The sequence below is a fragment of the Methylobacter arcticus genome, assembly GCF_050917435.1.
Classification (GTDB): Bacteria; Pseudomonadota; Gammaproteobacteria; order Methylococcales; family Methylomonadaceae; genus Methylobacter_A; species Methylobacter_A titanis.
Genome location: NZ_CP159583.1, coordinates 3,733,428 through 3,755,728 on the forward strand (window position 1 = coordinate 3,733,428; position 22,301 = coordinate 3,755,728).

The window sequence follows — 22,301 nt, forward strand, 5'->3', positions numbered from 1 at the left end:
GCCATGAACGGCGGAGCTTTTTTAAGTTGCCGGGTTAAACTAACCCGACCTAACTGCCTCGCCATATTATAGCGCGATACAGCCGTATGTCTTATGCAGCAACAATACTGATAAATTTGCGGCTATGAGGTCCTTTGACCTGAAAAACCACTTTGCCATCAGCCGTTGCAAACAAAGTATGATCTTTTCCGCAACCTACATTATCACCAGCATGAAACTTAGTTCCACGCTGACGAACAATAATATTGCCTGCCGTCACACTCTCACCACCGTAACGCTTAACACCTAATCTTTTCGCATTAGAGTCACGTCCGTTACGAGTACTACCACCAGCTTTTTTATGAGCCATCTGTAACTCCTAATATCTTAAGCAGAAATACCAGTAATCTGGATTTCTGTATAGTACTGACGATGCCCCATTTGTTTCATATGGTGCTTACGTCTTCTGAATTTAATAATTTTGACTTTTTTATGTCTACCTTGAGACAGGACAGTCGCTGTAACTTTTCCGCCTTCGATAAAAGGCATCCCGACCTGAACAGCATCGTCTGACTGAATCATCAGTACTTTATCGAATTCAATGCTGTCGCCTTCGCCTAGCTCCAGTTTTTCTATTTTTAAGTAAGTACCTTCTTCTACGCGGTACTGTTTACCACCTGTTTGAATTACCGCATACATCGGCGCAAGCTCCATCAAGCATTAATCTGTTTAAAGTGAACAAAAAATTATATTTATAAATCAAAGCTAAGTCAATCTAAATTAAACTTACACCCTAAATATCTTTTAAAAATAATATAAAAAAGCCATTATCATCAACCTACCACGTCAATAGCATGGGCGATTAAGGTTTTATTAAGCTATAATAGCGTAGCAGAATTTGATTTTCATAGCTATCGCCATGAAAAGTAACCCAAACTTACACGCAACACGACATGATGGCATCGCACTCACAATCCCCCGCTAACACGCTCGCTCCCATTGATTTTGACTCAATTAAGCAATTAACTACCGCTGAGGCAAAAGCCGTCGACCAGCTCATTATTGGCGAGTTAAGTTCAGATGTTGTCCTCATCAACCAGATGAGCCATTATATCGTCAGCAGCGGCGGCAAAAGATTACGCCCCATGCTGCTGTTATTGGCAGCCAAGGCCTTAGGTGGTGCCAGCGACAACCACCTGCTGATGGCTGCGGTCATTGAATTTATCCACACCGCCACACTGCTGCATGATGACGTTGTTGACGACTCCGACCTCAGACGCGGCAAAGAATCCGCCAATGCCGTCTGGGGCAATGCGGCCAGCATATTGGTAGGCGATTACCTTTATTCCAGCGCGTTTGAAATGATGGTGCGTACCGGCAATATGCGGGTAATGGAAATCCTGTCGAAAACCACTACCGCCATTGCCGAAGGCGAAGTGCTGCAACTGTTAAACTGCAATAATCCCGAGACCACCGAACAAAAATACCTCGAAGTTATTGCCAGAAAAACCGCTATTTTATTCAGCGCCGCGACCAAATTGGCCGCCGTTATCGCTGGAGCGTCAGCCGAAACCGAACAAGGCCTAGCGCTATACGGCCAACATCTGGGCATCGCCTTTCAGCTGATTGATGATGCCCTCGATTACAAAGCCAGCAAAGATGAACTGGGAAAAAATCTCGGCGATGACTTGGCAGAGGGAAAGCCAACCTTACCGCTGATTTACGCGATACAAAACAGCAACGAAAGCGAGGCCAAAATCGTTATTGATGCAATCAAAAATGGCGATCGCGATGCCTTCAACGAAGTTTACGCGATCGTGCAACGCACTAAAGCCATTGATTACACAGAACAACGTGCCGATGAGGAAGCTCAAAAAGCGATCAGTGCATTAAGTGTGCTGCCTGACTCCGAATACAAACAAGCATTGACTTTATTGGCGAAATTTTCTGTCCAACGTAATTATTAAAACCGCACTCGCCTAGCTTTTAAGCAGCGCATTATAAGCATGCGCTTTTTCAAGCAGCCGGTTATATTTACGCTCAACCTTGTCCATGACCTCGGTTAAAAACTGCGTGACCTCGGCATCTTCTATACCTTCTGCCGCCGACAGCATATAAGCCTCCAGCTCACTCACCGCATCGGCATCGACAATCTCATCAAGCAGCGTCGACGCCTCGGAAGCATTAACAGCCCTGGCCAACTTATTGGCATCCAAGCCTTGTTGCAATAATTGTTGCAACATATCAACCGCCTGAGCCATTTCCCGCGCTTTTTCATTAACCGACTGAAGTAGCGTTAAATTTTCAGTGAACTCAATAAAATCGTTCACCGCTTTTTTAAGCTCATACAAGCGCAACTCGTGTTTTGCCTTAATTGCTTGCCGCATAGTTATTCCAATTCGCCAAAAATTACGTCAATTATAATTCAAATTGGATTTATCGATCGATTGCCGATGCAGTAGGCAACAAAGATAGTACCGCTTAAATTGTCTTGTTGTGTTCATTTTAACTTGGGATTATTATCAAAATCGGTCAGGGCTAACCTTAAAAATACCGTTGGATATCTGCTTGACCGTTTACCTTATAGGTCGCTGCAAGTCACCGGCAACAAAACACCTATAAACCACCCTAACAACACGATGAGGCATGATGATGAAACAACGCTATAACTTCTTGTGGATTTTAGTTTTAATGATTGTAACTAGCACTTCATGGGCTTACGGCAGCAGCAGTAGCTCAAAATCCTGTACCAAACCTAAGTTTGCCGATTTTACTCCGACTGAAAATACCGAAGTTGCAGCAGGCTCAGACTTTTCTTTTTTAGCGTCTGCAAACACGTTGCCAAATACCATCAAAGTTACCGTAAAAGGCCTACCCACCAACCTCAAAGTCACCGCAAACAAAGGTGGTTTTCAGGCAAGCGGAACCATTCCAATGTCGTTAAAAGGCGTATACGCCAGAATTGCTATCACTGCTGAAGGACAAAACAAGTGCAAAGGCGATGACGGCTGGCTGGTAAAAATTGCCGATTAATATTCAAAAGCTCACTGCCGGTGTTCAACCCTCTCGTTCCACACCGGCCATTACCTTTAGCTTACACAGCAGTCTGTTAAGCTACAGACTCTTTTAGACTAGCCAAATCGATAACAAAGCGATACTTCACATCGCTTTTCAACACGCGCTCGTAGGCTTCGTTAATCTGCTGGATAGGGATGATTTCGACGTCTGAAGTGATCGCGTTTTCAGCACAGAAATCGAGCATTTCCTGGGTTTCTTTCAATCCGCCAATCAAAGAACCCACAATACGGCGACGCTTGAAAATCAAGTTGCCGACAGCAGGCGACGGATGCGGGTGGTCAGGCACACCCAGCAGACATAACGTACCATCACGTTTCAGCAAGGCGGTGTAATTATCCAGATTATGCGGTGCCGCCACGGTGTTCAGGATGAAGTCAAAACTGGCAAGATGCTGTTGCATCTCATCGGCATTTTTGGATATGACTACTTCATCAGCACCTAGCCGTTTGGCGTCTTCTGCCTTGCCGGGTGTTGTGGTAAAAAGCACGACGTGTGCGCCAAACGCATGGGCAAACTTTATTCCCATGTGGCCCAGTCCGCCCAAGCCGACAATGCCGACCTTGTCTCCTTTGCCTACCTTCCAGTGCCTCAACGGAGAATAAGTGGTAATTCCCGCGCATAACAACGGGGCTACAGCCGCCGGATCAAGTTTATCCGAAACATGCAGCACAAAATCCTGATTGACGACGATCTGCCGGGAATAGCCGCCGTAGTTACTACCGCCGGTATGCTTATCGGGACTGTTATAGGTAAATACTGCGTTATCACAGAATTGCTCCAGATTATCATTGCAATCAGGGCACGCCTTACAAGAATCAACCAGACAACCGACACCAACGGTATCCCCGGGTTTAAAATTGCTGACCTCACTACCCACTTGGGTCACTTTGCCAACAATTTCATGACCGGGCACCATCGGAAATACCGAACTACCCCACTCGTTACGCACTTGATGAATATCGGAGTGACAAACCCCGCAGAACAAAATCTCAATCCGGACATCGGTAGCCGTAGGATCACGCCGTTCAAAACTGAACGGCACCAGCGGCGTATTGTGATTATGGGCCGCATAACCCAGCGTTTTTTTCATGATAAACTCCGTGAATTAATGTTTCAATGCGCACCCGACCTCAGCCATCGAATGACAGCCGCCGACGAATAGAGGTCGGCGGATTGTTCCTCTCCGTGAACGCATAGCTATCTACACAAGTTAAATTGTAGGGGCGATCCGGCAGGTCGCCCATTATCACCTTAGTCTGATATGGCGCAGCATCTCGTTTAGTGGGAGCGACGCCCACGTCGCGATAAAGGCGCGTGCCAACTTAGCCATGAAAATTAACTAAACTATAGCGTTACACGATGGGCGACTTGCCGGATCGCCCCTACCCTTTATCGCGACAACGGGCCAATAACTTGTGTAGATACCTATGCCGTGAACGAGGAGGCTATCAAAAAGGATAGCGGCGCGGGTGCCTCGTTGTCAATCCCAAATAATATCCCTGAAGAGGGCGGTTTCAGACCAGCAAGGAAATTTGATGAACCATATCGACTTTTTAACGTCCGCTTACGACGTACGGATACCCCGGATCATTTACCAAAGCTTCTGGACGCTGACCGGCAATTCCCAGGTTTTGGCACATGCCGCTGTTCAATCTCTAGCGGCAAAATACCGGCGCAGCGCGGCCCAAGTATTTTTCCGCTACCTGAGCCAAACCGACATCATCCCCTTAACCGGCACTACATCGGCAAGCCATATGCGAGAAGACCTTGCGATCTTCGATTTTGAATTGACCGCTGACGAGTGCAACGCTGTGGCAACGTTGCTTTGATTAGGCAACCGTCATCCTCTCCGTTGGCCTAAATCCCCTCCTCCTTATCCTCCTCATCCGTAGCCATGTCCGAAATCTCTTTCAACCTTGAGATAGCTTTAAAATTAATGCTGTCTTCCGGATACAGGCCTTCGCTATCTAACGCACCAGCCGGTTTCCCGGTCAATAATTCCAGCGTTTCATCGACGCTGGACACAGCATAAACCGCAAACAGCCCCTTTGCTACCGCATCGATCACTTCCTGTTTCAGCATCAGGTTGCGCTTGTTGGCTGCTGGAATAATAGCGGCGTGTTGTCCGTTAAGGCCTCGCGCCTGACACAACCTGAAGAAGCCTTCTATTTTCTCATTAACGCCGCCTACCGCCTGAACTTCGCCGTACTGGTTGATCGAGCCGGTCACCGCAAAAGTCTGCTTAATCGGCGTCCGGGTCAGCGCCGAAATAAGACAGCAAAGCTCGGCCAGCGAGGCGCTGTCGCCGTCGATATAGCCATAGGATTGTTCTATGGCGATGCTGCCCGATATGGCGAGCGGAAATTGCTGGGCGTAGGTGTGTCCCAGATAGCCGGTCAAGATCATCACGCCTTTGGAATGAATGGATTGCCCCAGTTCTACTTCCCGCTCGACATCGACAATGCCTCTGGAGCCGGGATGAACGCTGGTGGTTATACGCACCGGCGCGCCAAAGCTGCTGCCGCCGACTTCCAGTACGGTTAAGCCGTTGACTTTACCTATTGCGACACCTTCGGTATCGATCAGAATGGTGCCGACCAGCATTTCTTCGAGGATATTCTCGGGCATTCTGCCGTTGCGATGCTCTCTTGCGGCCAAAGCCTGTTCGATATGCGCCCGGTCGCACACTGGCTGATTGTCGCGCTGACAAAACAGGTTGGCTTCGGCGATAATTTCCAGCGAATCTTTGATTCGGGCGGAAAAATGATGCTGATTTTCGGCAATGCGACAGCTGTGCTCAATCAGGCATCCAATAGCTGTCCGCGTTAACGGCTTGACACCGGAATCTGCCGCCTGCTTGATCATCAGCAGTATAAAGCGTTGCATCGACTCGTCGTTACGCGGAATGTAATTGTCAAAGTCGGCAAGGATTTTGAACATCTCGTTAAACTCATCATCCAATTCTTCGAGCAGATAATAAATATCTCTGGAACCGACCAATATCACCTTGACGTTTAACGGGATGACTTCGGGCTTGAGGGTGATGGTGTTAATGCCTAAATCCGAATAGGGCGATTCGATTTCGATGCGTCCGGATTGCAGGGCGCGTTTAAGGCCTTCCCAGACGAACGGATAATTCAGCAGTTTTTCGGCATCGAGAATCAAATAACCGCCATTGGCCTTGTGCAATGAACCGGCGCAAATCCGCCGATAATTGGTGACCAGTGCGCCCTGATCGCTGACATATTCAATGCGCCCGAACAGGTTCTGATAAATCGGATGCGGCTCGTAAACAACCGGCGCACCGCTTTCCTGCAGGTTATCGACCAGAATATTGGGCGCATACAGCTCGGTCAGCAACAGCCGTTTTGCGGTGTTATCCTGGGGTTCCGGCGTTCGCCCGGGCATCAGATAATCGGCAATGGTGTTGCTGAGGCTTTTTTTAATTTCCACTAAAAAGGTAATCACGTCATCGATATTTTGATAACTGTCATTCAGTTCGGCAAACAACGGCTCTATCGCCAGACTGATGGTGTCAGTATCCAGCTGCTTGATTTTCTCGACCATGGCTCTGCGCCACTGCGGTAATTCCAGCAATACGTCGCTCAGATATTCTTCCAGTTCCTCAACATGCTTATGAAAGATTTCCCGTTCCGGCAGCGGCAATTGGGTAAACTGATCTTCATTCAGCGCCTTGTTGTCCTGGATAGGTGCAAAAGAAATCGATTCGCCTTCCCTGAATAACGCAATACTCAAGGTTTGAGCCTTTTTATCGACCAGATCGATGGCATCGTTATAGTACTGGTTGTAATGGCGCTCAATAGCCCCTTTTTTTTGTTGATAAGTAGGGCTTTCAAAGACGGCAGGAAAGGTCGCCAGCAGGTTATCGATTAACTTTTCAATATCCTTGCTGAGCGTCAATCCATGCTCTGCGGGCAGCTCAACGGCCACCGGCTCTCTCGGGTTAGTAAAGTTATCGACATAAGCATAGGACGGCGGCGCGGGCAGCGTTTTTGCCTGAGCATTCAGATGGTTGGTAATCATCGACAACCGCCCCAATCCCGGCTCGCCCATCACAAAAACATTGTAACCTGGGTTGCGCATTGCAACGCCAAACTCCAGCGCCGACTGGGCTCTGGACTGTCCTAAAATGGTAGTGGGCAGTTCAGGTGCTGCTGGGAACTCAAAGCCCGTTAGATCGACATTTAGTTTCAGTAACTCAAGGGGGAGCTTCAGGGAATTAGACATGAATAGGGGATGTTCTCGGATTACACAAAAACGGCAATTCTACCATTTTTTACCGCGTTGTCCGATTATCCCCAAAATGGGGCTTGAGGCCCGTAGCCAATAAATAACAGGGTTGATGATCCTACTGTCATATAAATTTAATCAAGTTGTTGCATAATCGGCAACAAGCTAACAAAACAACAAGGTGTTCTGATGATTATCAATTGGGTTGCAGCCAAGGCACAACAACTTTTACCGGCACAAGATACCGGACTCGACGAATGTAGCGCCAACTTTGACGTTGCGTTGAGCGTTGAAATTAGGCGTTTTTTGTATACACAAAATGACGACTGCACGGATGCAGGAGGTAGAGCAATGCAGGGAGCAATTGCCGACGACTGCACGGATGCAGGAGGTACGACTCCATGGATGGAGGAGGTAGAGCAACGCAGGGAGCAGTTGCCGAGAGCAATGCAGGGGGCAATTGCCGACGACTTCATAAAGCAGCGAAGCGGGATGCCGAGAGCACCTCAACAGGCTGAAATAGCCAATGTAACGACTCTAGCCCAACCTGCATTAGACGAGCATGAACTGGCATTAACCTGATGTAGATGTACAAATAGACGACTGTCTGGGCAGATATTGCGGGAATAATATCTGCCCAGACACCCCTGCTTACTTCACAACTAAGCTATTATTAACCGACTTGACTCCCTTAACCTTTCTTGTCAGTTCCACCGCTCTGGTGGCGGCGTTCTCAGAGTCCACAAACCCACTTAGCTGAACGACGCCCTTGTAGGTTTCAACGCTGATTTGTAGCAGCTTAAGCCTGGAATCACCTAATATAGTGGTTTTAACTTTGGTAGTCAGCACAGAATCGTCTAAAAATTCCCCGGTGCTTTCATGTGTAGGCCCTCCAGCACATCCGGCAATTAGCATGGCGCATACAAAACCTATTATCAACTTGAACTTATTCATAATGTTTAACCCTTATAGTTTAATTAGGCGTAAGTTTTAAAAACGATTATTTCTGGCGTTAATAATGACAACACCGCTACCCGATCGACTCATACTGAAACAATCCCTACATTTTAATCATACAATATTATCGAACAGATGTATTCCTCACACTCCATGCTGATGACTGCGGGATTTTGACGAGGCGAACAGTATTCTAAAGTCAGACTGATTTTCTTCCTGCTGAAAAACTTCAAATTCTGATGCAAAGTCCTTGCGGGCACGGTATCGATGAGCATCAAGATCTTGAATCAAGACGCCCATGGCTAAAAAGGTATTGGCAGGGATATTAAGCGCCATCATTTCTTCGCTAAACAGCTTTAGGGTGTGTTCTTGAACGGCATAATCCTGAAAGTCACCCAAAACTTCTTGCAGGCCTTTCAAGTTTTTAATCAGGTGTTTTATTTGATGCTCCGAATAAAGGCTTTGGAAAAATTCCATCAGGTAGCGCAGTTTTTTACAGGATTTTCTTAAATCATGTAATGCTTCATCCGCTGATGAGCCGTTAATCGCTTCACCTTCCTGCAATACCCGGGTAAAAGTTTTCCATATTCTCCTGTCGGCAAGTTCTTTAATGCTCAGCTTAGCATTTTCCTCAAGCGGTTTTTTATATGAGGGCTCTTTAAGGTACAGCTCCCATTCAGCCAGGGTGGATAAATACTGGGTTGACTGCAGTTTTTTTGCCAATTCCTTCCGGGCTTTTTGCTGTTTGATGAGTAAGAAATCATATAACGGATTGAGGTCTTTCCTGATTGAGTCCGGCAGACTGCTTTTATAGCGGTCAAAACTCAGCAGATAAACGTCCAAGTCTCGAGCCGGTCCGGTAATCTGCCCCAGCCAGCAGAAAAAATCGGCATAATGCGCGCTGATATTTGGAGGTAGTATGCCCTTGATCTGGCTGAGCCCCGCGCGGGTTCTTCTGACCGCAACTCTAAAGTCGTGCAAAAACTCGCTGTCGGTATGGGCAATAGTCCCCTGTTCGTTGACTTTAATGGCTTTTAACAGGTGACTGTAGATATATTTGCCGGCAATATCGGCACGCATTTCGGGGTCAAGATTGATATTCAATTTTGATGAGTAATCTTTAGGCTTGCGGCCCTGAATCTGCAGAGCTGTTAACAAAACAGATTTATCCGTCGCTGTTAAGCCCAGTGTTGCGGTCAATAGTTCGGCAATATGTTCGGCGGCCTTGTCGTAGCCTTTTACTGGCTGCAGAAGAACGCGGCTATTGAATTGACTGTATGCTTCGATTAACAGCCGGACTATGATTTTTTCATTTTTATTAACGATATTGAGGTGATAAACTTCATATTCCAGCGTGCAAACCGGCAATAATGCGCGCATTTCCAACAGCGGCGCCACGATATCGTGTATTATTCCGGGTTCGAATTCTTTGCTGAATAAAGGAACTGTCTTACGCTCTGATTCGGCAATAACCGAACCATTTTTAATCGATCTTAATGTTAAGGATGAAGCCGATTTTGCTTGGTTAAACTCGCCAGTGATGTCGTTTGAATACAATCGCCAGTCAAAGCTGTCGTAATAGGTTTTGCAGGATGACTGCCTTGAAGCCAGTTGCGTGTCGACCTCATGACTTAATGCGGCAATAAAATTTTCAGCCGTTAAATTCGCGGGGAATTCAAATTGTAAGGACATATTTATCACAAAGTAGGGATTCAGGAGTCATTTGGCGGTTAATTTTTTAGCATAACAGCTTAGTATTAATGTTTAATGACACGGCATAAGGATAGATCAAAAAAGCTGCATCAGCGGATATTCGCCGAAAAAATAAGTTAAGATAAACAGCCATTTTGCGCTGAAGCCTTAGCATAGCAAAAAAAACCGCACTGTAATATTGTTGTCATATTCTATTTACATAATAGAGCCACTTTAATTTATTTGAGAGTTAACCATGAAAGTATCTTTTAAAACTAAATCGTTGGTGACTGCGATCGGTTTTGGTATCGCTGCATTAACCAGCAGTGTTGCTGGTGCCGTACAGACTGTTGATGCCGGTGTTCCCGAGTATCAAAAAGCCAGCGGTATTTCAGGCAACCTGTCCAGTGTCGGCTCCGATACGCTGGCCAATCTGATGACACTGTGGGCTGAAGAATTTAACCGCGCTTATCCTAATGTAAACATTCAAATTCAAGCAGCGGGCTCTTCAACAGCGCCTCCTGCATTGACTGAAGGCACATCAAACCTCGGGCCTATGAGCCGCCAAATGAAAGATGACGAGCTTGAAGCCTTCGAAGATAAATACGGCTACAAGCCTACCGCTATTCCAGTTGCTATTGATGCGTTGGCGGTCCTTGTCAACAAGGACAACCCGATTAAAGGTCTGACCATGGAACAGGTTGATGGTATTTTCTCTTCCACCAACAAATGCGGCGGCACAAACATTGAAACCTGGGGCGACGCCGGTGTTGCCGCTTGGGGAGCAAAAAGCATCCAGTTATACGGACGTAACTCGGTTTCAGGTACTTACGGCTATTTTAAAGAGCACGCTTTATGCAAGGGTGACTTAAAAAGTAACGTAAATGAGCAGCCTGGTTCCGCGTCGGTTGTTCAATCAGTCACTTCCTCGGTTAACGGCATCGGTTACTCCGGCATGGGCTATACAACGTCGGGCGTTAAGATGGTGCCTTTAGCAGCCAAGGGCAGCAAGACATTTATTGATCCAACACCCGAAAATGCAGTTTCCGGCGCTTATCCTTTGACTCGCTACTTATATGTTTATGTCAACAAGAAGCCAAACCAACCTCTGGCACCGTTAGAAAATGAATTTATCAAAATGGTGTTGTCAAAAACAGGTCAGCAAGTGGTTATAAAAGACGGCTATATTCCTCTGCCTGCAAAAGTGGTTGATAAAGTATTGGCTACGCTTAAATAGGATAAGGATTTAATATCGCGCAGGGATGGGTAGGACAAGGATGTCAGTCCGAATGTGTTATTATCTTCCCCCTCAGTAAGTAAAAATGCATCTGACAAAAAACGGCCAAGATTTGCTTTGTGAGTCTTGGCCGTTTTTTGTTTTTTTGTTATATCATTGTTCTATTTAATTTCTAGTCTCTTTAGCATGTCAGAAATAAACGCCCCCATAAAACAACCTCCCGCGACTGCCAAGGATGGCGGAAGTGCCGCAAGCGGTATGGAACCTAAGCGACCCATAAAAATCAGTTCCGGTGAATATCACCAGCGCTGGCGACTTATTAAAGATGCTCTGGCTCGCTATGGCGTGGTGGCGGGCGGCCTGGGTGTCATCGTCGCCATCGTACTGATTTTCTTCTATTTACTGTATGTGGTGTATCCTCTATTTATATCGGCTAGCGCAACGCCGGTCAGCGAATACCCGGTGCCCGAGCAGGCACTGGGCAATACCTTGCTGCTGGCAATAGAAGAACAAAATGAGGTCGCAGCCCGGTTTACCGACAGCGGGCAAGTGGTGTTTTTTAATGCCGCTACGGGTAAAACCCTATTGACACAAGCTGTAGCAATACCCGAAGGCGCACATATCACCAGCTTTGCTCAGGGCAGCCCTATCAAAGAAGGCGCAGTCATTTACGGTTTATCCAATGGCCGGGCCATCATCGCTAAACAGCAATATAAAGTCACTTATCCGGACAATGTTCGGCTTATTACGCCGTCGCTTAAATACCCATTGGGCGAGCAACCTTTGGCACTGGACGAGTCCGGCGCCGCTTTGGAGACAATCGCGGTTAAAGTGGGCTCTGATTCAACGACTATCGTTGCCAAAACGGCCGATAAAATACGCCTGATCAATTTTAAAAAAGAACAATCTTTATTTGCTGATGAGGCGGCTTTAACGCGTACGGATTCGGTTCTGGATCTGCCGACTGCGGGTATTGCCGAAATTTTAATCGACAAGGATGAGTCCAATCTGTATCTGATCAACAACGACGGACAGTTGGGCTATTTCGATATTAGCGACAAGAGCAGTCCAGACCTAAAGCAGCAACTGAATGTGGTTGATGCGGGACAAAAGATTACCAGCGTGACTTTTTTAAATGGCGATCTTTCGTTGATGATAGGCGACTCCAGCGGCTTAGTGTCACAGTGGAGCATGGTTAGAGACAAACTGAATCGCCCTGCCATGCAAAAAATCAGGTCGTTTAAGGTCTCTGATAAAGCGGTCATTGCGATCAACTCAGAACAGCGTCGTAAAGGCTTTATGACCACCGATGCCGACGGCATCGTAGGCATTTATCATTCAACCGCTGAACGGGAAATGATTAAAGAACGGGTCAGCGATGCCTTACCATCGACAGCGATTTTGTCACCGAGAGCCAATGCATTGTTGTTGCAGTCGGCAGCCGGCAACATGCATTTCTGGCAAGTCGATAATGAACATCCCGAAGTTTCGATCAAATCGCTTTGGCAGAAAGTCTGGTACGAAAGCTATCCGAAACCCGATTATATCTGGCAATCCTCTTCGGCAAATAATGATTTTGAGCCTAAATACAGCTTAACGCCATTGGTTTTCGGTACCCTGAAGGCGTCATTTTATGCGATGTTGGTCGCCATTCCACTGGCACTGATGGGGGCGATTTACACCGCTTATTTTATGGCTCCGGGGATGCGACAGTACGTAAAACCCTCTATTGAAATTATGGGTGCGTTGCCGACGGTTATTTTGGGCTTTCTTGCCGGCCTTTGGCTGGCTCCGTTTATGGAAGAGCACCTGACCGGAATCTTTGCCCTATTGATGATCGTTCCTGTCGGCGTGATGCTGTTTGCCTTCGCCTGGCAATTTCTACCCAAAACCATTGCCGAAAATCTCCCTGAAGGCTGGGATGCAGCCCTATTAATCCCGGTTATTTTACTCAGCGGCTGGCTTGCCTTTCAGGTAAGCGTGCCATTGGAAACTTACTTGTTTCACGGCACCCTACAGGATTGGTTGAAGGCTGAAATGGGCATAGGCTACGACCAGCGCAATTCCTTGGTGGTCGGCGTGGCGATGGGCTTTGCGGTGATTCCGACTATTTTCTCAATCGCCGAAGATGCGATTTTTAGCGTGCCCAAACATTTGACCGTAGGCTCACTGGCATTGGGCGCGACGCCCTGGCAAACCATGATCAGGGTAGTGCTGTTAACCGCAAGTCCGGGAATTTTTTCTGCGGTGATGATCGGTTTCGGCCGAGCCGTCGGCGAAACCATGATTGTATTAATGGCAACCGGAAATACACCGGTCATGGATTTAAGCGTTTTTCAGGGCATGCGTACCCTGGCTGCCAATATCGCGGTGGAAATGCCGGAATCGGAAGTTGACAGTACCCATTATCGAATCCTGTTTTTAGCGGCTCTGGTTTTGTTTATGTTTACTTTTGTTTTTAATACGCTGGCCGAAGTCATTCGTCAGCGCTTACGTGAAAAATACAGTTCATTATGATGAGTCTATTATGATTAAAGCATGGTTTAAAAGCGGTACTCCCTGGGTATGGCTCAATGCGGCGGCAGTCAGTACCTGCCTTATTATGGTAGTCGGTGTGCTGGGCTTAATTGTCGTGCGCGGAGTCGGTCACTTCTGGCCTGCCCAAGTGGTGCAGTTCAGCTATCAGGAACCGGGCGGGCCAGTCCAAACCATTATCGGCGAGCATATCGATACCAGTATTACGCCAGCCGCGATGGCAAAATCAACGGGTTATATCATGGCCGATGACGAAGACACGCTGGTGCAATACCTGATTAAAACCGGCAACCGGGATATTACCGGCGCTGATTTTCGTTGGATATTGGAGCGCAATATCCAACGGCAACAGACGCCTGCCGAACTGATGGTAGTGGAACGACGTGAATGGGGTAATTTCTACGGCCAATTGCTTGCGGTCAAGGAAAGCGGCAAGATTATCGCTGAAGGCGATCAAGCTTGGCCTGCGGCTCAAACCCGAATAGATCAAGCTTTAGCGATTTTTAAGGAAATAGCCCACCTGGAAAAAAAGGAAGTCGGTGCGATCAACTACAGTCTGGAACAGCTAAGGCTTGAACAGAAAAGGCTGCAACTGAACAATCGCTGGGATGCGGCAGCTGAGCAACGGTTGGCCGCCAAAAAAGCGGAGTTGGAAATTGACTATAAAAAATATCAAACGCAGTTAAGCGAACTGTATCGACAAATAAGGCGGGATAGCCTGGTCGCAAAAACTGAAGGCGGCAAGGAAATTGAAATACCCGTGTCCAAAGTCGTCAGGGTTTTCCAGCCGAACACCATGAGCCGGTTCGATAAAATCTGGCATTATGGCGCTAAACTGGTTGAATTTTTAACCGATGATCCGCGCGAGGCTAATACCGAAGGCGGTATTTTTCCGGCTATTTTCGGTACGGTGATGATGGTCATCATGATGTCGATTATCGTCACCCCGTTCGGCGTTATTGCGGCAGTGTATTTACGCGAATATGCCAAACAGGGATTTATCACCCGCTTGATCCGAATCGCAGTCAACAACCTAGCAGGCGTACCCTCGATTGTTTACGGGGTATTCGGCTTGGGCTTTTTTGTCTATATCCTGGGCGGCAATATCGATCAGCTGTTTTTCCCGGAAGCGGCTCCTGCCCCAGTCTACGGTACGCCGGGATTGCTGTGGGCTTCCATCACCTTGGCTTTACTGACCTTGCCGGTGGTTATCGTGTCAACCGAAGAAGGCTTGGCGCGTATCCCCAAATCGATACGCGAAGGCAGTCTGGCCTTGGGCGCTACCAAACTCGAGACCCTGTGGCTGACGGTATTGCCGATGGCAAGCCCGGCGATGATGACCGGCTTGATTCTGGCTGTGGCGCGGGCGGCCGGCGAAGTGGCTCCGTTAATGCTGGTGGGTGTGGTAAAAATGGCGCCCACATTGCCGCTGGACGGCAATTATCCGTTCTTGCATTTAGACAGAAAATTTATGCATTTAGGATTTCATATTTATGATGTCGGTTTTCAAAGCCCGAATGTCGAGGCGGCGAGACCCTTGGTTTATGCGACATCATTATTGTTGGTACTGGTCATTGTTGGGCTGAATTTATCAGCCATTTTAATCAGAAATCATCTGCGAGAAAAATACCGGGCACTGGAAGGTTAAAGAAATGACAGATCAACACGTACGTACACATGCCATTGATGTAAGTTCAGTTTTACGCGATCAGAAAAAAACGGGTGAGCTGAATGAGACCTGTATCAAAGTAGAAAATTTAAATCTTTTCTATGCGGACAAGCAGGCTTTGCATAACGTTAATATGGAAATGCCGAAGAAAAAGGTAACCGCTTATATTGGCCCCAGCGGTTGCGGCAAATCGACACTGCTGCGCTGCATCAACCGAATGAATGACTTGGTGGATAACGTCACCATCGAAGGCAAGGTTCTGCTCGATGATGAAAATATTTACGATAAATCCGTCAATGTCGCCGCTTTACGCAGGCGCGTCGGCATGGTATTTCAAAAGCCGAATCCCTTCCCTAAATCCATCTTCGAGAATGTCACTTACGGCCTTAGAATTCAGGGCATTAACGACAAACGGGTTTTGGAAGAAACGGTTGAAAATGCGTTGCGCGGCGCAGCGCTGTGGGATGAAGTTAAAGACCGCTTGAATGATAACGCCCTAGGCTTGTCAGGCGGACAGCAACAGCGACTGGTGATTGCCAGAGCGATTGCGATAGAGCCGGAAGTCCTGTTACTGGATGAACCCGCATCGGCGCTGGACCCTATTTCAACCTTAAAAATTGAAGAACTGATCAACGAGCTTAAAGAAAAATACACGATAGTTATCGTCACGCACAATATGCAGCAGGCCGCACGGGTTTCGGACTACACCGCATTTATGTATATGGGCGAATTGATAGAGATGGGTACGACCAGCGAGTTGTTTACCAATCCTCAAAAGAAACAAACCGAAGATTACATTACCGGTCGGTACGGCTAACCAGGAGCAAGCAATGGACAACAGCAAAATAGGACACCACATATCAGGCCAGTTCAATAAAGAACTGGAAGACGTGCGTAACAAAGTTTTAACCATGGGCGGACTGGTTGAACAGCAAATAGAGCTAGCCGTTACCGCTTTTGCAACCGGCGATATGGAAATGGCCGAACTGGTCATCAAACAAGACAATCAGGTCGATGCGCTGGAAATGGCTATCGATCAGGAATGCATGCAAATCTTAGCGTTAAGGCAACCTGCCGCATTCGATTTACGATTGTTAATTACCGTCATCAAAGTGGTTAATGAGCTTGAACGCGTCGGCGATATGGCCGAACGCATCGCCGAGATGGCCATACAACTGGCCGGAGCCGACAGCAACAAACATGACCAGTATTACGAACTGGAACACATGGCCGAATTGGTTCAGGAAATGCTGCACGGTGCACTGGATGTATTTGCCAGGATGAACATAGAAGGCGTCACCACAATTACCGGTTTGGATGAAAATGTCGATCGCGAATACGGCAGTATCATCCGCCAGTTGATCACCAAGATGATGGAAGACCCAAGAAACATTACCCGGATGTTGGATGTGCTTTGGATTGCCCGTTCATTAGAAAGAATCGGCGATCACGCCTGTAACGTCTGCGAACATTTGGTTTATATGGTCAAAGGCGAAGATGTGCGGCATTTGACCCAGGAAGAACTGGAAAGGAAGATGAAGCAGTAACAGCCATTTCCGGCGCAACTCCCTTATAATCAACCGGTGATTATTGCAAGACAAAAGCCATTCACCTGTTTGTGAGATTGTCCGACACCTGCTGTCTGGCGCAATCATCGGTTGTATTTATCATCAGTAGCGTAAAACCCCGCCGTTTTCGGTAACCGCTCCTGCGTTACTCTACCTCCTGTATGACCCACAGGGATGTGGGGAATGCAGAGAAATGAATGGATCATTTCCTGTCCGTCGAGGGCGGGAATGTAAGCGGCTCAATTCGGTAGTGCTCCGCTATCTTCGATATTCGTTTAAATTTGTTTAGCAAAACAAGCCCCCTGTTGGTAAAATTTTGTCAACGGTAAAAGCCTTATCCCCATCCCAAAATATTTACACGGCAATGAGTCTATAACTTGTTTTTATCTACCGCTTACTACCGAAAGGTATCGATGTAAAGCAGGTTAAAGACTGGTTTCAAGATGAGACGCGAGTCGGACAACGTGGGACAGTCAGTCGTATTTGGGCACAAAAAGGCACTCGCCCCGTATTGTTCAACAGCAACAATTTACAGCGGCTTATATTTTTGGCGGCGTATGTCCTAAGAATAGCAAAACCGCAGGCTTGATCATGCCAAAAACCAATACTGAAGCTATGCAGCAGCATCTTGATATTATTTCGGCGGCGGTGACTGTGGATAAACAGGCATTGCTCATTGTAGATCGAGCCGTTTAGCACTTAAACATGCCGACTAATATTACCCTGAGCCACTGCCCTTTATTCGCCAGAACTCAATTCAGTCGAGCAAATTTGGCAGCAATTACGGCGTACAGACTTCTCGAATCGGTGTTTTGAAAACTATAATGGAATTGTAGCGGTATGCGGCCAAGCATGGAATATTTTTGCTAAACATCGCGAGGCTACTCATTCTCTATGCTCCCGCCAGTGGGCATCATTGAAGTAAATGTTTATTTGGATGGGTATTACTCACAAACCTTACCTGCTTTTTACCCAGGCTTTCGATGTTGACTGTAATAATGAACGTGTTCACCGTATCAATCTCTAAGAGGAAGCAGCGATGAGTTATTGGATTCCCAGACAATGGGGCTGACCTACCTGGTCTACGGTCTGGCTTTTTTCGTGCTGGGTGTGGTTGCCTTGATGCTGCCCAAGCGCAATACGACGTGGTACCACTTCGCCCCGCAGTTGTCACTGCTGGCCGCATTCGGCATTCTGCACGGCATCGTGGAGTTTGTTGAACTGCAGAAGCTTAGCCATTCAGCCGCGTGGTTAACTGGGTTAAGCCGTTTGTTGCTGGCCGCTTCCTATCTGTCGTTACTGGAGTTTAGTCGGCGCACCTGGATAGCTATTTCGGGATCGACCCGCCTGTCTGCGCCTTGCGTGCACGGCATTGCGATCCTCGGGGTGGTAATGCTGTCGCAATGGACAAGCGACCCCTTTATAGGTCTGGCGATAGGAGCGCGTTGGTTTATCGGCGCCCCGGCTGCGATGCTAACCGGTCTGGCACTGTTCGCCGTCCAGCGGAAAATAAAAACAACCGGCCGCCAGGCCAACTGGCTGCACCTGGTTGCGCTGGCATACATCTGCTACAGCGTGCTTAGCCTGGTTCCGTTACAGAGCGACCCGTATCTACCCTCATGGCTGCCAACACAAGCGAGCTTCCTCGCGCTGTTTGACATTCCCATCCTGTTGTTGCGCACGCTGTGCGCAGTGGCGGCAACCTTTGGCTTAGTGTCGCTGGTACGACTAGCCGGTGATAACAGCCAAGTGGACGCTACCATCTTCGAGTCGCATGAACCGATAGTCATCACCGATGCCAATTCGGTCATTTTACGCATCAACAAAGCCTTTACCGCCTCCACCGGCTACACTGTCGAGGAGGTGGTAGGCCGTAAAATCAACCTGCTCAAATCAGGGCGCCATGACCACGCCTTTTATGTGGCAATGCGGGAAAGCATCGATCAAACCGAAACCTGGCACGGGGAAATATGGGATCGACGTAAGAATGGCGAAATCTTTCTCAACCAGTTAGCTATCTCTGCGGTAAAAGATGCCGCCGGTACAGTCATTTATTACGTTGGCATGTATCTTGACATCACCGAACATAAAAAAATACAGCAACTGTTACAGGATAAAGAGCAGATGTTGTCCGAAGCGCAGCGCGTCGGCCATGTTGGCAGCTGGTCTATGGATTTGGCAACCGGTTATCTTAGCTGGTCGGAAGAATTGTATCGAATTTATGGCGTTACGCCGGAAACATTCGGACACTCCGAGCAAGCATTTCTCAATTTGATTCATCCCGATGACCATGCCTTGATGAAAAGGTGGGTCAGTGACTCCAAGTCCGGAAAGGAGTGGCGGGAACTGGATTTCCGCATTATTCGGTCGAACGGCAGCGTTCGTTTTATTCGCGGTAGCGGCGGATTGCAAGGCGATGAAATGAACCATCCGCTACGCATCGTCGGAGTCTCGCAGGACATCACCGCGCGCAAACGCATGGAAGACGAGCTTAAATCCAGCGAGGCAACATTCCGTTCGATTATCGAGGTTTCCCCGGTGCCGATGGTGTTGGATGATGAGCGGCTTAACATTACCTTTCTGAATCCGGCGTTTGTGCAAACCTTTGGTTACAGTTTTGATGATATCACGACCATAGCCGACTGGTGGCTAAAAGCCTGTCCTGACCCGGACTATCGACAGTGGGCCAAGGATACTTGGTACACGGCACTGAAAAAATCCAAAGGGGAACAAACCGACTTTCCGCCTATGGAAGTCACTATTCACTGCAAGAACAGCAGCATTAAAACCGTATTGGTATCTGTCGCTGCTGTTTATCATAATTCTGCTAATTTATATTTGGTCATACTGTATGACATTACTCAACGCAAACAATTTGAAGCCAAGCTCAACGCCATTTTTAATGCGGCAGCGGAAGGTATTATCACTATGGATATGGCAGGCAATATCGTATCGGCTAATACTGCAGTAGATACTATTTTCGGTTATAAGCCGGAAGAGCTGCTGGGTTGCAGTGTTAACACACTCATGCCGTCATCGCCAAGACTCATAAATGATGGCGGTTTGTCTCCTACCATGCAATCTGCCGGACAAATTCTGGAGATTGAAGGTCAACATAAAAATGGTTCTGCGGTACCCCTGGATTTATCCGTGGCAGAATTTTCAATCGATAATACGCAATATTTTACCCATATTGTGCGCGATGTGAGTTTGCGTAAATATCAGGAGCAACAAGACAAAGCGCATCTTGACGAACTCGCCCATGTCACTCGTCTCGGACTGATGGGCGAAATGGCTTCGGGCATTGCTCATGAAGTCAACCAACCTTTGACCGCGATTTCCAGCTATACGCAAGTGAGTTTAAACCTTGTTAACACCGAAAATCCTGATCTGGTAAAACTCACCGAGATCTTATCCAAAACTCAGCAGCAGGCTTTAAGAGCAGGAAAAATAATTCATCGGATGCGGGAGTTTGTTAAATCTCATGCTAAACATCGCTCAACCGTCGACATGAATAGCTTGATTCATAATACTGTCGATATGTGTATTGCCGAGCTTAAACAGAGCGACATAGAGTTGACAATTGAACTGGAACATAATCTGCCGCCTGTCTATGTCGATCATATTCAAATTGAACAGGTGCTCATAAATCTGATCCGAAACAGCGCTGATGCCTTAAAAAGTTTACCCGCAAGACAGCAACGTCAATTAAGCATCCACAGTCACTTGGTTCCCAACCAAGGCATACGGGTCAGGGTGAAAGATAATGGACCGGGACTTGATAAAGACCAACAACAAAAAATATCAACGCCTTTTTACACCACCAAGACAAACGGCATGGGCATGGGACTATCTATCAGTCGCTCACTGATCGAAGCCCATGAAGGTACGTTGCACTTCAACAGCGAACCGGGGAAAGGCACGACTTTTTATTTCACATTACCGACAGCTGATCATCTATGAATTTTTTGACATCCTCCCCGACCTAAAGGCATAGCTATCTACACAAGTTATTTGCCCGTTGTCGCGATAAAGGGTAGGGGCGATCCGGCAGGTCGCCCATCGTGTAACGCTATAGTTTAGTTAATTTTCATGGCTAAGTTGGCACGTGCCTTTATCGCGCTGTGGGCGTCGCTCCCATTAAGCGAGATGCGGCGCCATATCAGGCTAAGGTGATAATGGGCGACCTCCCGGATCGCCCCTACAATTTAACTTGTGTAGATAGCTATGACCTGAAGGACGGAGATTCCTACAGCTAGACGCTTATGCCCAAGCGCGAGAATGTTCTTTGCCGCATTCATATCTCTATCATGCGTCGTGCCACACTCGGCACACGTCCATTCTCTTATTCCAAGTCCCGCTCTACCTTTCGGACTACTGGCGCTTATGCAGCCGCAGCACGAACAGGCTTGGGTAGTGTACGACTCGTTGACTTCTATAAACACGCCTTGCGCCCTGATGGACTTATATTCAAGTTGTGTTTTCAGCATCGCCCAGCCTGCATCTAAAACGGACTTTGCCATTTTAGTTTTCGCCAGACCGGACGCGCTGACGTTGCCAACGACAATTAAACTGTTTTCTTTAACTACTTTGTTGCTGAATTTGTGGATTGCATCCTTGCGTTGATGCTTAATCTTGGCGTGAATCGCCCTAACGCGCTTTTTATCCTTAGCCCGTTGCTCTATGCCTAGCTTGGCTTCGCTATTCCGGTAGCAATCCTGGCGCGCCAAAGTATCGCCATTGGAACAAGTGGCCGTTGTCTTTAAGCCAAGGTCAATGCCTATTTGACCGCCTTCCGCTGGCCTGATGTCAACGTCAACATGCACTACGATATTGAAATACCAGCGACCGCGCGAATCCTGGCTAAAACAGCCGGAACGAAAATCAAACTGGCTCAAGCCGTAGCTATCCCAGACCTTGAAGTAGTGACCGGCATAGCGGATCTGACCGTTCACCCATGTAGCCGCGCCTGATTTGAATGGAACCCAGCCTAATGCGCGTCTGGCTCCACCAGAGCAGCGCCAATTGAGCTTGTTTTTCTTGAATTGTTTTCTGGCTTTGGCATGAACCGCAATGGTTTCCTGAACCGCCGTCGAGTCGATGATCATGCCGCGCTCTTTGCGAATGCCTTTCAAGTCTTTCATCAACTCAAACGCGGAGGTGCCGAAATTCATGTGACCGACTTCCGGCACGAAAACTCAGCTGAATACGCATTAGCATCGTTCCAGACTTGATTAACATCAAACGCCATATGATTTAACGCGCTAGCGTGTTTGTCGCGAACTCTGACTGACAAGGTTCTGATTACGGGTTTCATGGTCGCCACGATACGGCC

18 protein-coding genes are annotated in these 22,301 nt (G+C 47.6%); 10 read left to right on the plus strand and 8 right to left on the minus strand.

Going from position 1 to position 22,301, the window contains the following annotated elements; translation table 11 throughout:
- Positions 1 to 91: 91 nt before the first annotated feature.
- Both rpmA and rplU read right to left on the minus strand, forming a co-directional pair.
- Entirely contained in the window at positions 92 to 349 is a 258-nt protein-coding gene (rpmA, locus tag ABXJ76_RS17895) for a 50S ribosomal protein L27 (protein ID WP_432742552.1), read from the minus strand.
- Positions 350 to 366: 17 nt separating this feature from the next.
- Positions 367 to 678, minus strand: coding sequence for a 50S ribosomal protein L21 (gene rplU, locus ABXJ76_RS17900; protein ID WP_340121136.1), 312 nt, complete (start codon positions 676 to 678; stop codon positions 367 to 369).
- 257 nt (positions 679 to 935) lie between these two features.
- On the opposite strand from rplU, the gene ABXJ76_RS17905 reads away from it, so the two are divergent.
- Complete coding sequence (locus ABXJ76_RS17905; protein ID WP_432746571.1) at positions 936 to 1,946, plus strand: polyprenyl synthetase family protein; 1,011 nt, start codon at positions 936 to 938, stop codon at positions 1,944 to 1,946.
- Between the two features lie 12 nt (positions 1,947 to 1,958).
- Here the strand turns inward: ABXJ76_RS17905 and ABXJ76_RS17910 are convergent, their stop codons facing one another.
- Positions 1,959 to 2,366, minus strand: a complete 408-nt coding sequence (locus ABXJ76_RS17910) for a hypothetical protein (protein ID WP_432742554.1) — start codon at positions 2,364 to 2,366, stop codon at positions 1,959 to 1,961.
- A 265-nt stretch (positions 2,367 to 2,631) separates the two neighbouring features.
- Here ABXJ76_RS17910 and ABXJ76_RS17915 point away from each other — a divergent pair, with 265 nt between their 5' ends.
- On the plus strand, positions 2,632 to 3,012 hold the full coding sequence (locus ABXJ76_RS17915) for a hypothetical protein (protein WP_432742556.1): 381 nt from the start codon (positions 2,632 to 2,634) through the stop codon (positions 3,010 to 3,012).
- Between the two features lie 76 nt (positions 3,013 to 3,088).
- Here ABXJ76_RS17915 and ABXJ76_RS17920 read toward each other — a convergent pair whose 3' ends face one another.
- Positions 3,089 to 4,147: an NAD(P)-dependent alcohol dehydrogenase gene (locus tag ABXJ76_RS17920; RefSeq protein WP_432742558.1), complete on the minus strand. Its 1,059-nt coding sequence runs from the start codon at positions 4,145 to 4,147 to the stop codon at positions 3,089 to 3,091.
- A 445-nt stretch (positions 4,148 to 4,592) separates the two neighbouring features.
- Between ABXJ76_RS17920 and ABXJ76_RS17925 the strand changes: the two genes are divergently transcribed.
- Positions 4,593 to 4,886 (plus strand): aldo/keto reductase, encoded by a 294-nt coding sequence (locus tag ABXJ76_RS17925; protein ID WP_432742560.1) that lies wholly within the window; start codon positions 4,593 to 4,595, stop codon positions 4,884 to 4,886.
- Between the two features lie 28 nt (positions 4,887 to 4,914).
- Here the strand turns inward: ABXJ76_RS17925 and ABXJ76_RS17930 are convergent, their stop codons facing one another.
- A complete protein-coding gene (locus ABXJ76_RS17930) occupies positions 4,915 to 7,305 on the minus strand; it encodes a Lon protease family protein (RefSeq protein WP_432742562.1) in 2,391 nt (796 codons plus the stop codon).
- A 192-nt stretch (positions 7,306 to 7,497) separates the two neighbouring features.
- Between ABXJ76_RS17930 and ABXJ76_RS17935 the strand changes: the two genes are divergently transcribed.
- A complete protein-coding gene (locus ABXJ76_RS17935; protein ID WP_432742564.1) occupies positions 7,498 to 7,890 on the plus strand; it encodes a hypothetical protein in 393 nt (130 codons plus the stop codon).
- Between the two features lie 69 nt (positions 7,891 to 7,959).
- On the opposite strand, the gene ABXJ76_RS17940 is transcribed toward ABXJ76_RS17935, so the two are convergent.
- Together ABXJ76_RS17940 and ABXJ76_RS17945 are read right to left on the minus strand one after the other, a co-directional pair.
- Positions 7,960 to 8,262: a BON domain-containing protein gene (locus ABXJ76_RS17940; protein WP_432742566.1), complete on the minus strand. Its 303-nt coding sequence runs from the start codon at positions 8,260 to 8,262 to the stop codon at positions 7,960 to 7,962.
- Positions 8,263 to 8,409: 147 nt separating this feature from the next.
- Positions 8,410 to 9,957 (minus strand): CHAD domain-containing protein, encoded by a 1,548-nt coding sequence (locus ABXJ76_RS17945; protein WP_432742568.1) that lies wholly within the window; start codon positions 9,955 to 9,957, stop codon positions 8,410 to 8,412.
- 256 nt (positions 9,958 to 10,213) lie between these two features.
- Between ABXJ76_RS17945 and ABXJ76_RS17950 the strand changes: the two genes are divergently transcribed.
- The 6 genes from ABXJ76_RS17950 to ABXJ76_RS17975 all read left to right on the plus strand — a co-directional run bounded on the left by ABXJ76_RS17950 (position 10,214) and on the right by ABXJ76_RS17975 (position 20,929).
- The gene (locus ABXJ76_RS17950; RefSeq protein ID WP_432742570.1) at positions 10,214 to 11,194 is read left to right on the plus strand and encodes a PstS family phosphate ABC transporter substrate-binding protein; all 981 of its coding nucleotides are present in this window, start codon (positions 10,214 to 10,216) and stop codon (positions 11,192 to 11,194) included.
- 186 nt (positions 11,195 to 11,380) lie between these two features.
- Positions 11,381 to 13,711 carry an ABC transporter permease subunit gene (locus ABXJ76_RS17955; protein ID WP_432742572.1) on the plus strand — a complete coding sequence of 777 codons (2,331 nt, stop codon included), beginning with the start codon at positions 11,381 to 11,383 and terminating at the stop codon, positions 13,709 to 13,711.
- 10 nt (positions 13,712 to 13,721) lie between these two features.
- Positions 13,722 to 15,377: a phosphate ABC transporter permease PstA gene (pstA, locus tag ABXJ76_RS17960; protein WP_432742574.1), complete on the plus strand. Its 1,656-nt coding sequence runs from the start codon at positions 13,722 to 13,724 to the stop codon at positions 15,375 to 15,377.
- Positions 15,378 to 15,381: 4 nt separating this feature from the next.
- Entirely contained in the window at positions 15,382 to 16,215 is an 834-nt protein-coding gene (gene pstB / locus ABXJ76_RS17965) for a phosphate ABC transporter ATP-binding protein PstB (protein WP_432742576.1), read from the plus strand.
- A 13-nt stretch (positions 16,216 to 16,228) separates the two neighbouring features.
- Positions 16,229 to 16,945: a phosphate signaling complex protein PhoU gene (phoU, locus tag ABXJ76_RS17970; protein WP_432742578.1), complete on the plus strand. Its 717-nt coding sequence runs from the start codon at positions 16,229 to 16,231 to the stop codon at positions 16,943 to 16,945.
- 1,083 nt (positions 16,946 to 18,028) lie between these two features.
- Positions 18,029 to 20,929 (plus strand): PAS domain-containing sensor histidine kinase, encoded by a 2,901-nt coding sequence (locus ABXJ76_RS17975; RefSeq protein WP_432742580.1) that lies wholly within the window; start codon positions 18,029 to 18,031, stop codon positions 20,927 to 20,929.
- Between the two features lie 245 nt (positions 20,930 to 21,174).
- Here ABXJ76_RS17975 and ABXJ76_RS17980 read toward each other — a convergent pair whose 3' ends face one another.
- Positions 21,175 to 22,140: an RNA-guided endonuclease InsQ/TnpB family protein gene (locus tag ABXJ76_RS17980; protein ID WP_432742582.1), complete on the minus strand. Its 966-nt coding sequence runs from the start codon at positions 22,138 to 22,140 to the stop codon at positions 21,175 to 21,177.
- Positions 22,141 to 22,301: the final 161 nt, after the last annotated feature.

What these genes read in the sequence shown, in the direction of transcription:
- ABXJ76_RS17925 (WP_432742560.1), top strand. Translation starts at nt 4,593, where the DNA reads ATGAACCATATCGACTTTTTAACGTCCGCTTACGACGTACGGATACCC.
- ABXJ76_RS17955 (WP_432742572.1), top strand. Translation starts at nt 11,381, where the DNA reads ATGTCAGAAATAAACGCCCCCATAAAACAACCTCCCGCGACTGCCAAG.
- ABXJ76_RS17945 (WP_432742568.1), bottom strand. Translation starts at nt 9,957, where the DNA reads ATGTCCTTACAATTTGAATTCCCCGCGAATTTAACGGCTGAAAATTTT.
- ABXJ76_RS17905 (WP_432746571.1), top strand. Translation starts at nt 936, where the DNA reads ATGGCATCGCACTCACAATCCCCCGCTAACACGCTCGCTCCCATTGAT.
- ABXJ76_RS17940 (WP_432742566.1), bottom strand. Translation starts at nt 8,262, where the DNA reads ATGAATAAGTTCAAGTTGATAATAGGTTTTGTATGCGCCATGCTAATT.
- rplU (WP_340121136.1), bottom strand. Translation starts at nt 678, where the DNA reads ATGTATGCGGTAATTCAAACAGGTGGTAAACAGTACCGCGTAGAAGAA.
- ABXJ76_RS17935 (WP_432742564.1), top strand. Translation starts at nt 7,498, where the DNA reads ATGATTATCAATTGGGTTGCAGCCAAGGCACAACAACTTTTACCGGCA.
- ABXJ76_RS17950 (WP_432742570.1), top strand. Translation starts at nt 10,214, where the DNA reads ATGAAAGTATCTTTTAAAACTAAATCGTTGGTGACTGCGATCGGTTTT.
- ABXJ76_RS17930 (WP_432742562.1), bottom strand. Translation starts at nt 7,305, where the DNA reads ATGTCTAATTCCCTGAAGCTCCCCCTTGAGTTACTGAAACTAAATGTC.
- ABXJ76_RS17910 (WP_432742554.1), bottom strand. Translation starts at nt 2,366, where the DNA reads ATGCGGCAAGCAATTAAGGCAAAACACGAGTTGCGCTTGTATGAGCTT.
- ABXJ76_RS17920 (WP_432742558.1), bottom strand. Translation starts at nt 4,147, where the DNA reads ATGAAAAAAACGCTGGGTTATGCGGCCCATAATCACAATACGCCGCTG.
- phoU (WP_432742578.1), top strand. Translation starts at nt 16,229, where the DNA reads ATGGACAACAGCAAAATAGGACACCACATATCAGGCCAGTTCAATAAA.
- pstB (WP_432742576.1), top strand. Translation starts at nt 15,382, where the DNA reads ATGACAGATCAACACGTACGTACACATGCCATTGATGTAAGTTCAGTT.
- ABXJ76_RS17975 (WP_432742580.1), top strand. Translation starts at nt 18,029, where the DNA reads ATGGGGCTGACCTACCTGGTCTACGGTCTGGCTTTTTTCGTGCTGGGT.
- rpmA (WP_432742552.1), bottom strand. Translation starts at nt 349, where the DNA reads ATGGCTCATAAAAAAGCTGGTGGTAGTACTCGTAACGGACGTGACTCT.
- pstA (WP_432742574.1), top strand. Translation starts at nt 13,722, where the DNA reads ATGATTAAAGCATGGTTTAAAAGCGGTACTCCCTGGGTATGGCTCAAT.
- ABXJ76_RS17980 (WP_432742582.1), bottom strand. Translation starts at nt 22,140, where the DNA reads ATGAATTTCGGCACCTCCGCGTTTGAGTTGATGAAAGACTTGAAAGGC.
- ABXJ76_RS17915 (WP_432742556.1), top strand. Translation starts at nt 2,632, where the DNA reads ATGAAACAACGCTATAACTTCTTGTGGATTTTAGTTTTAATGATTGTA.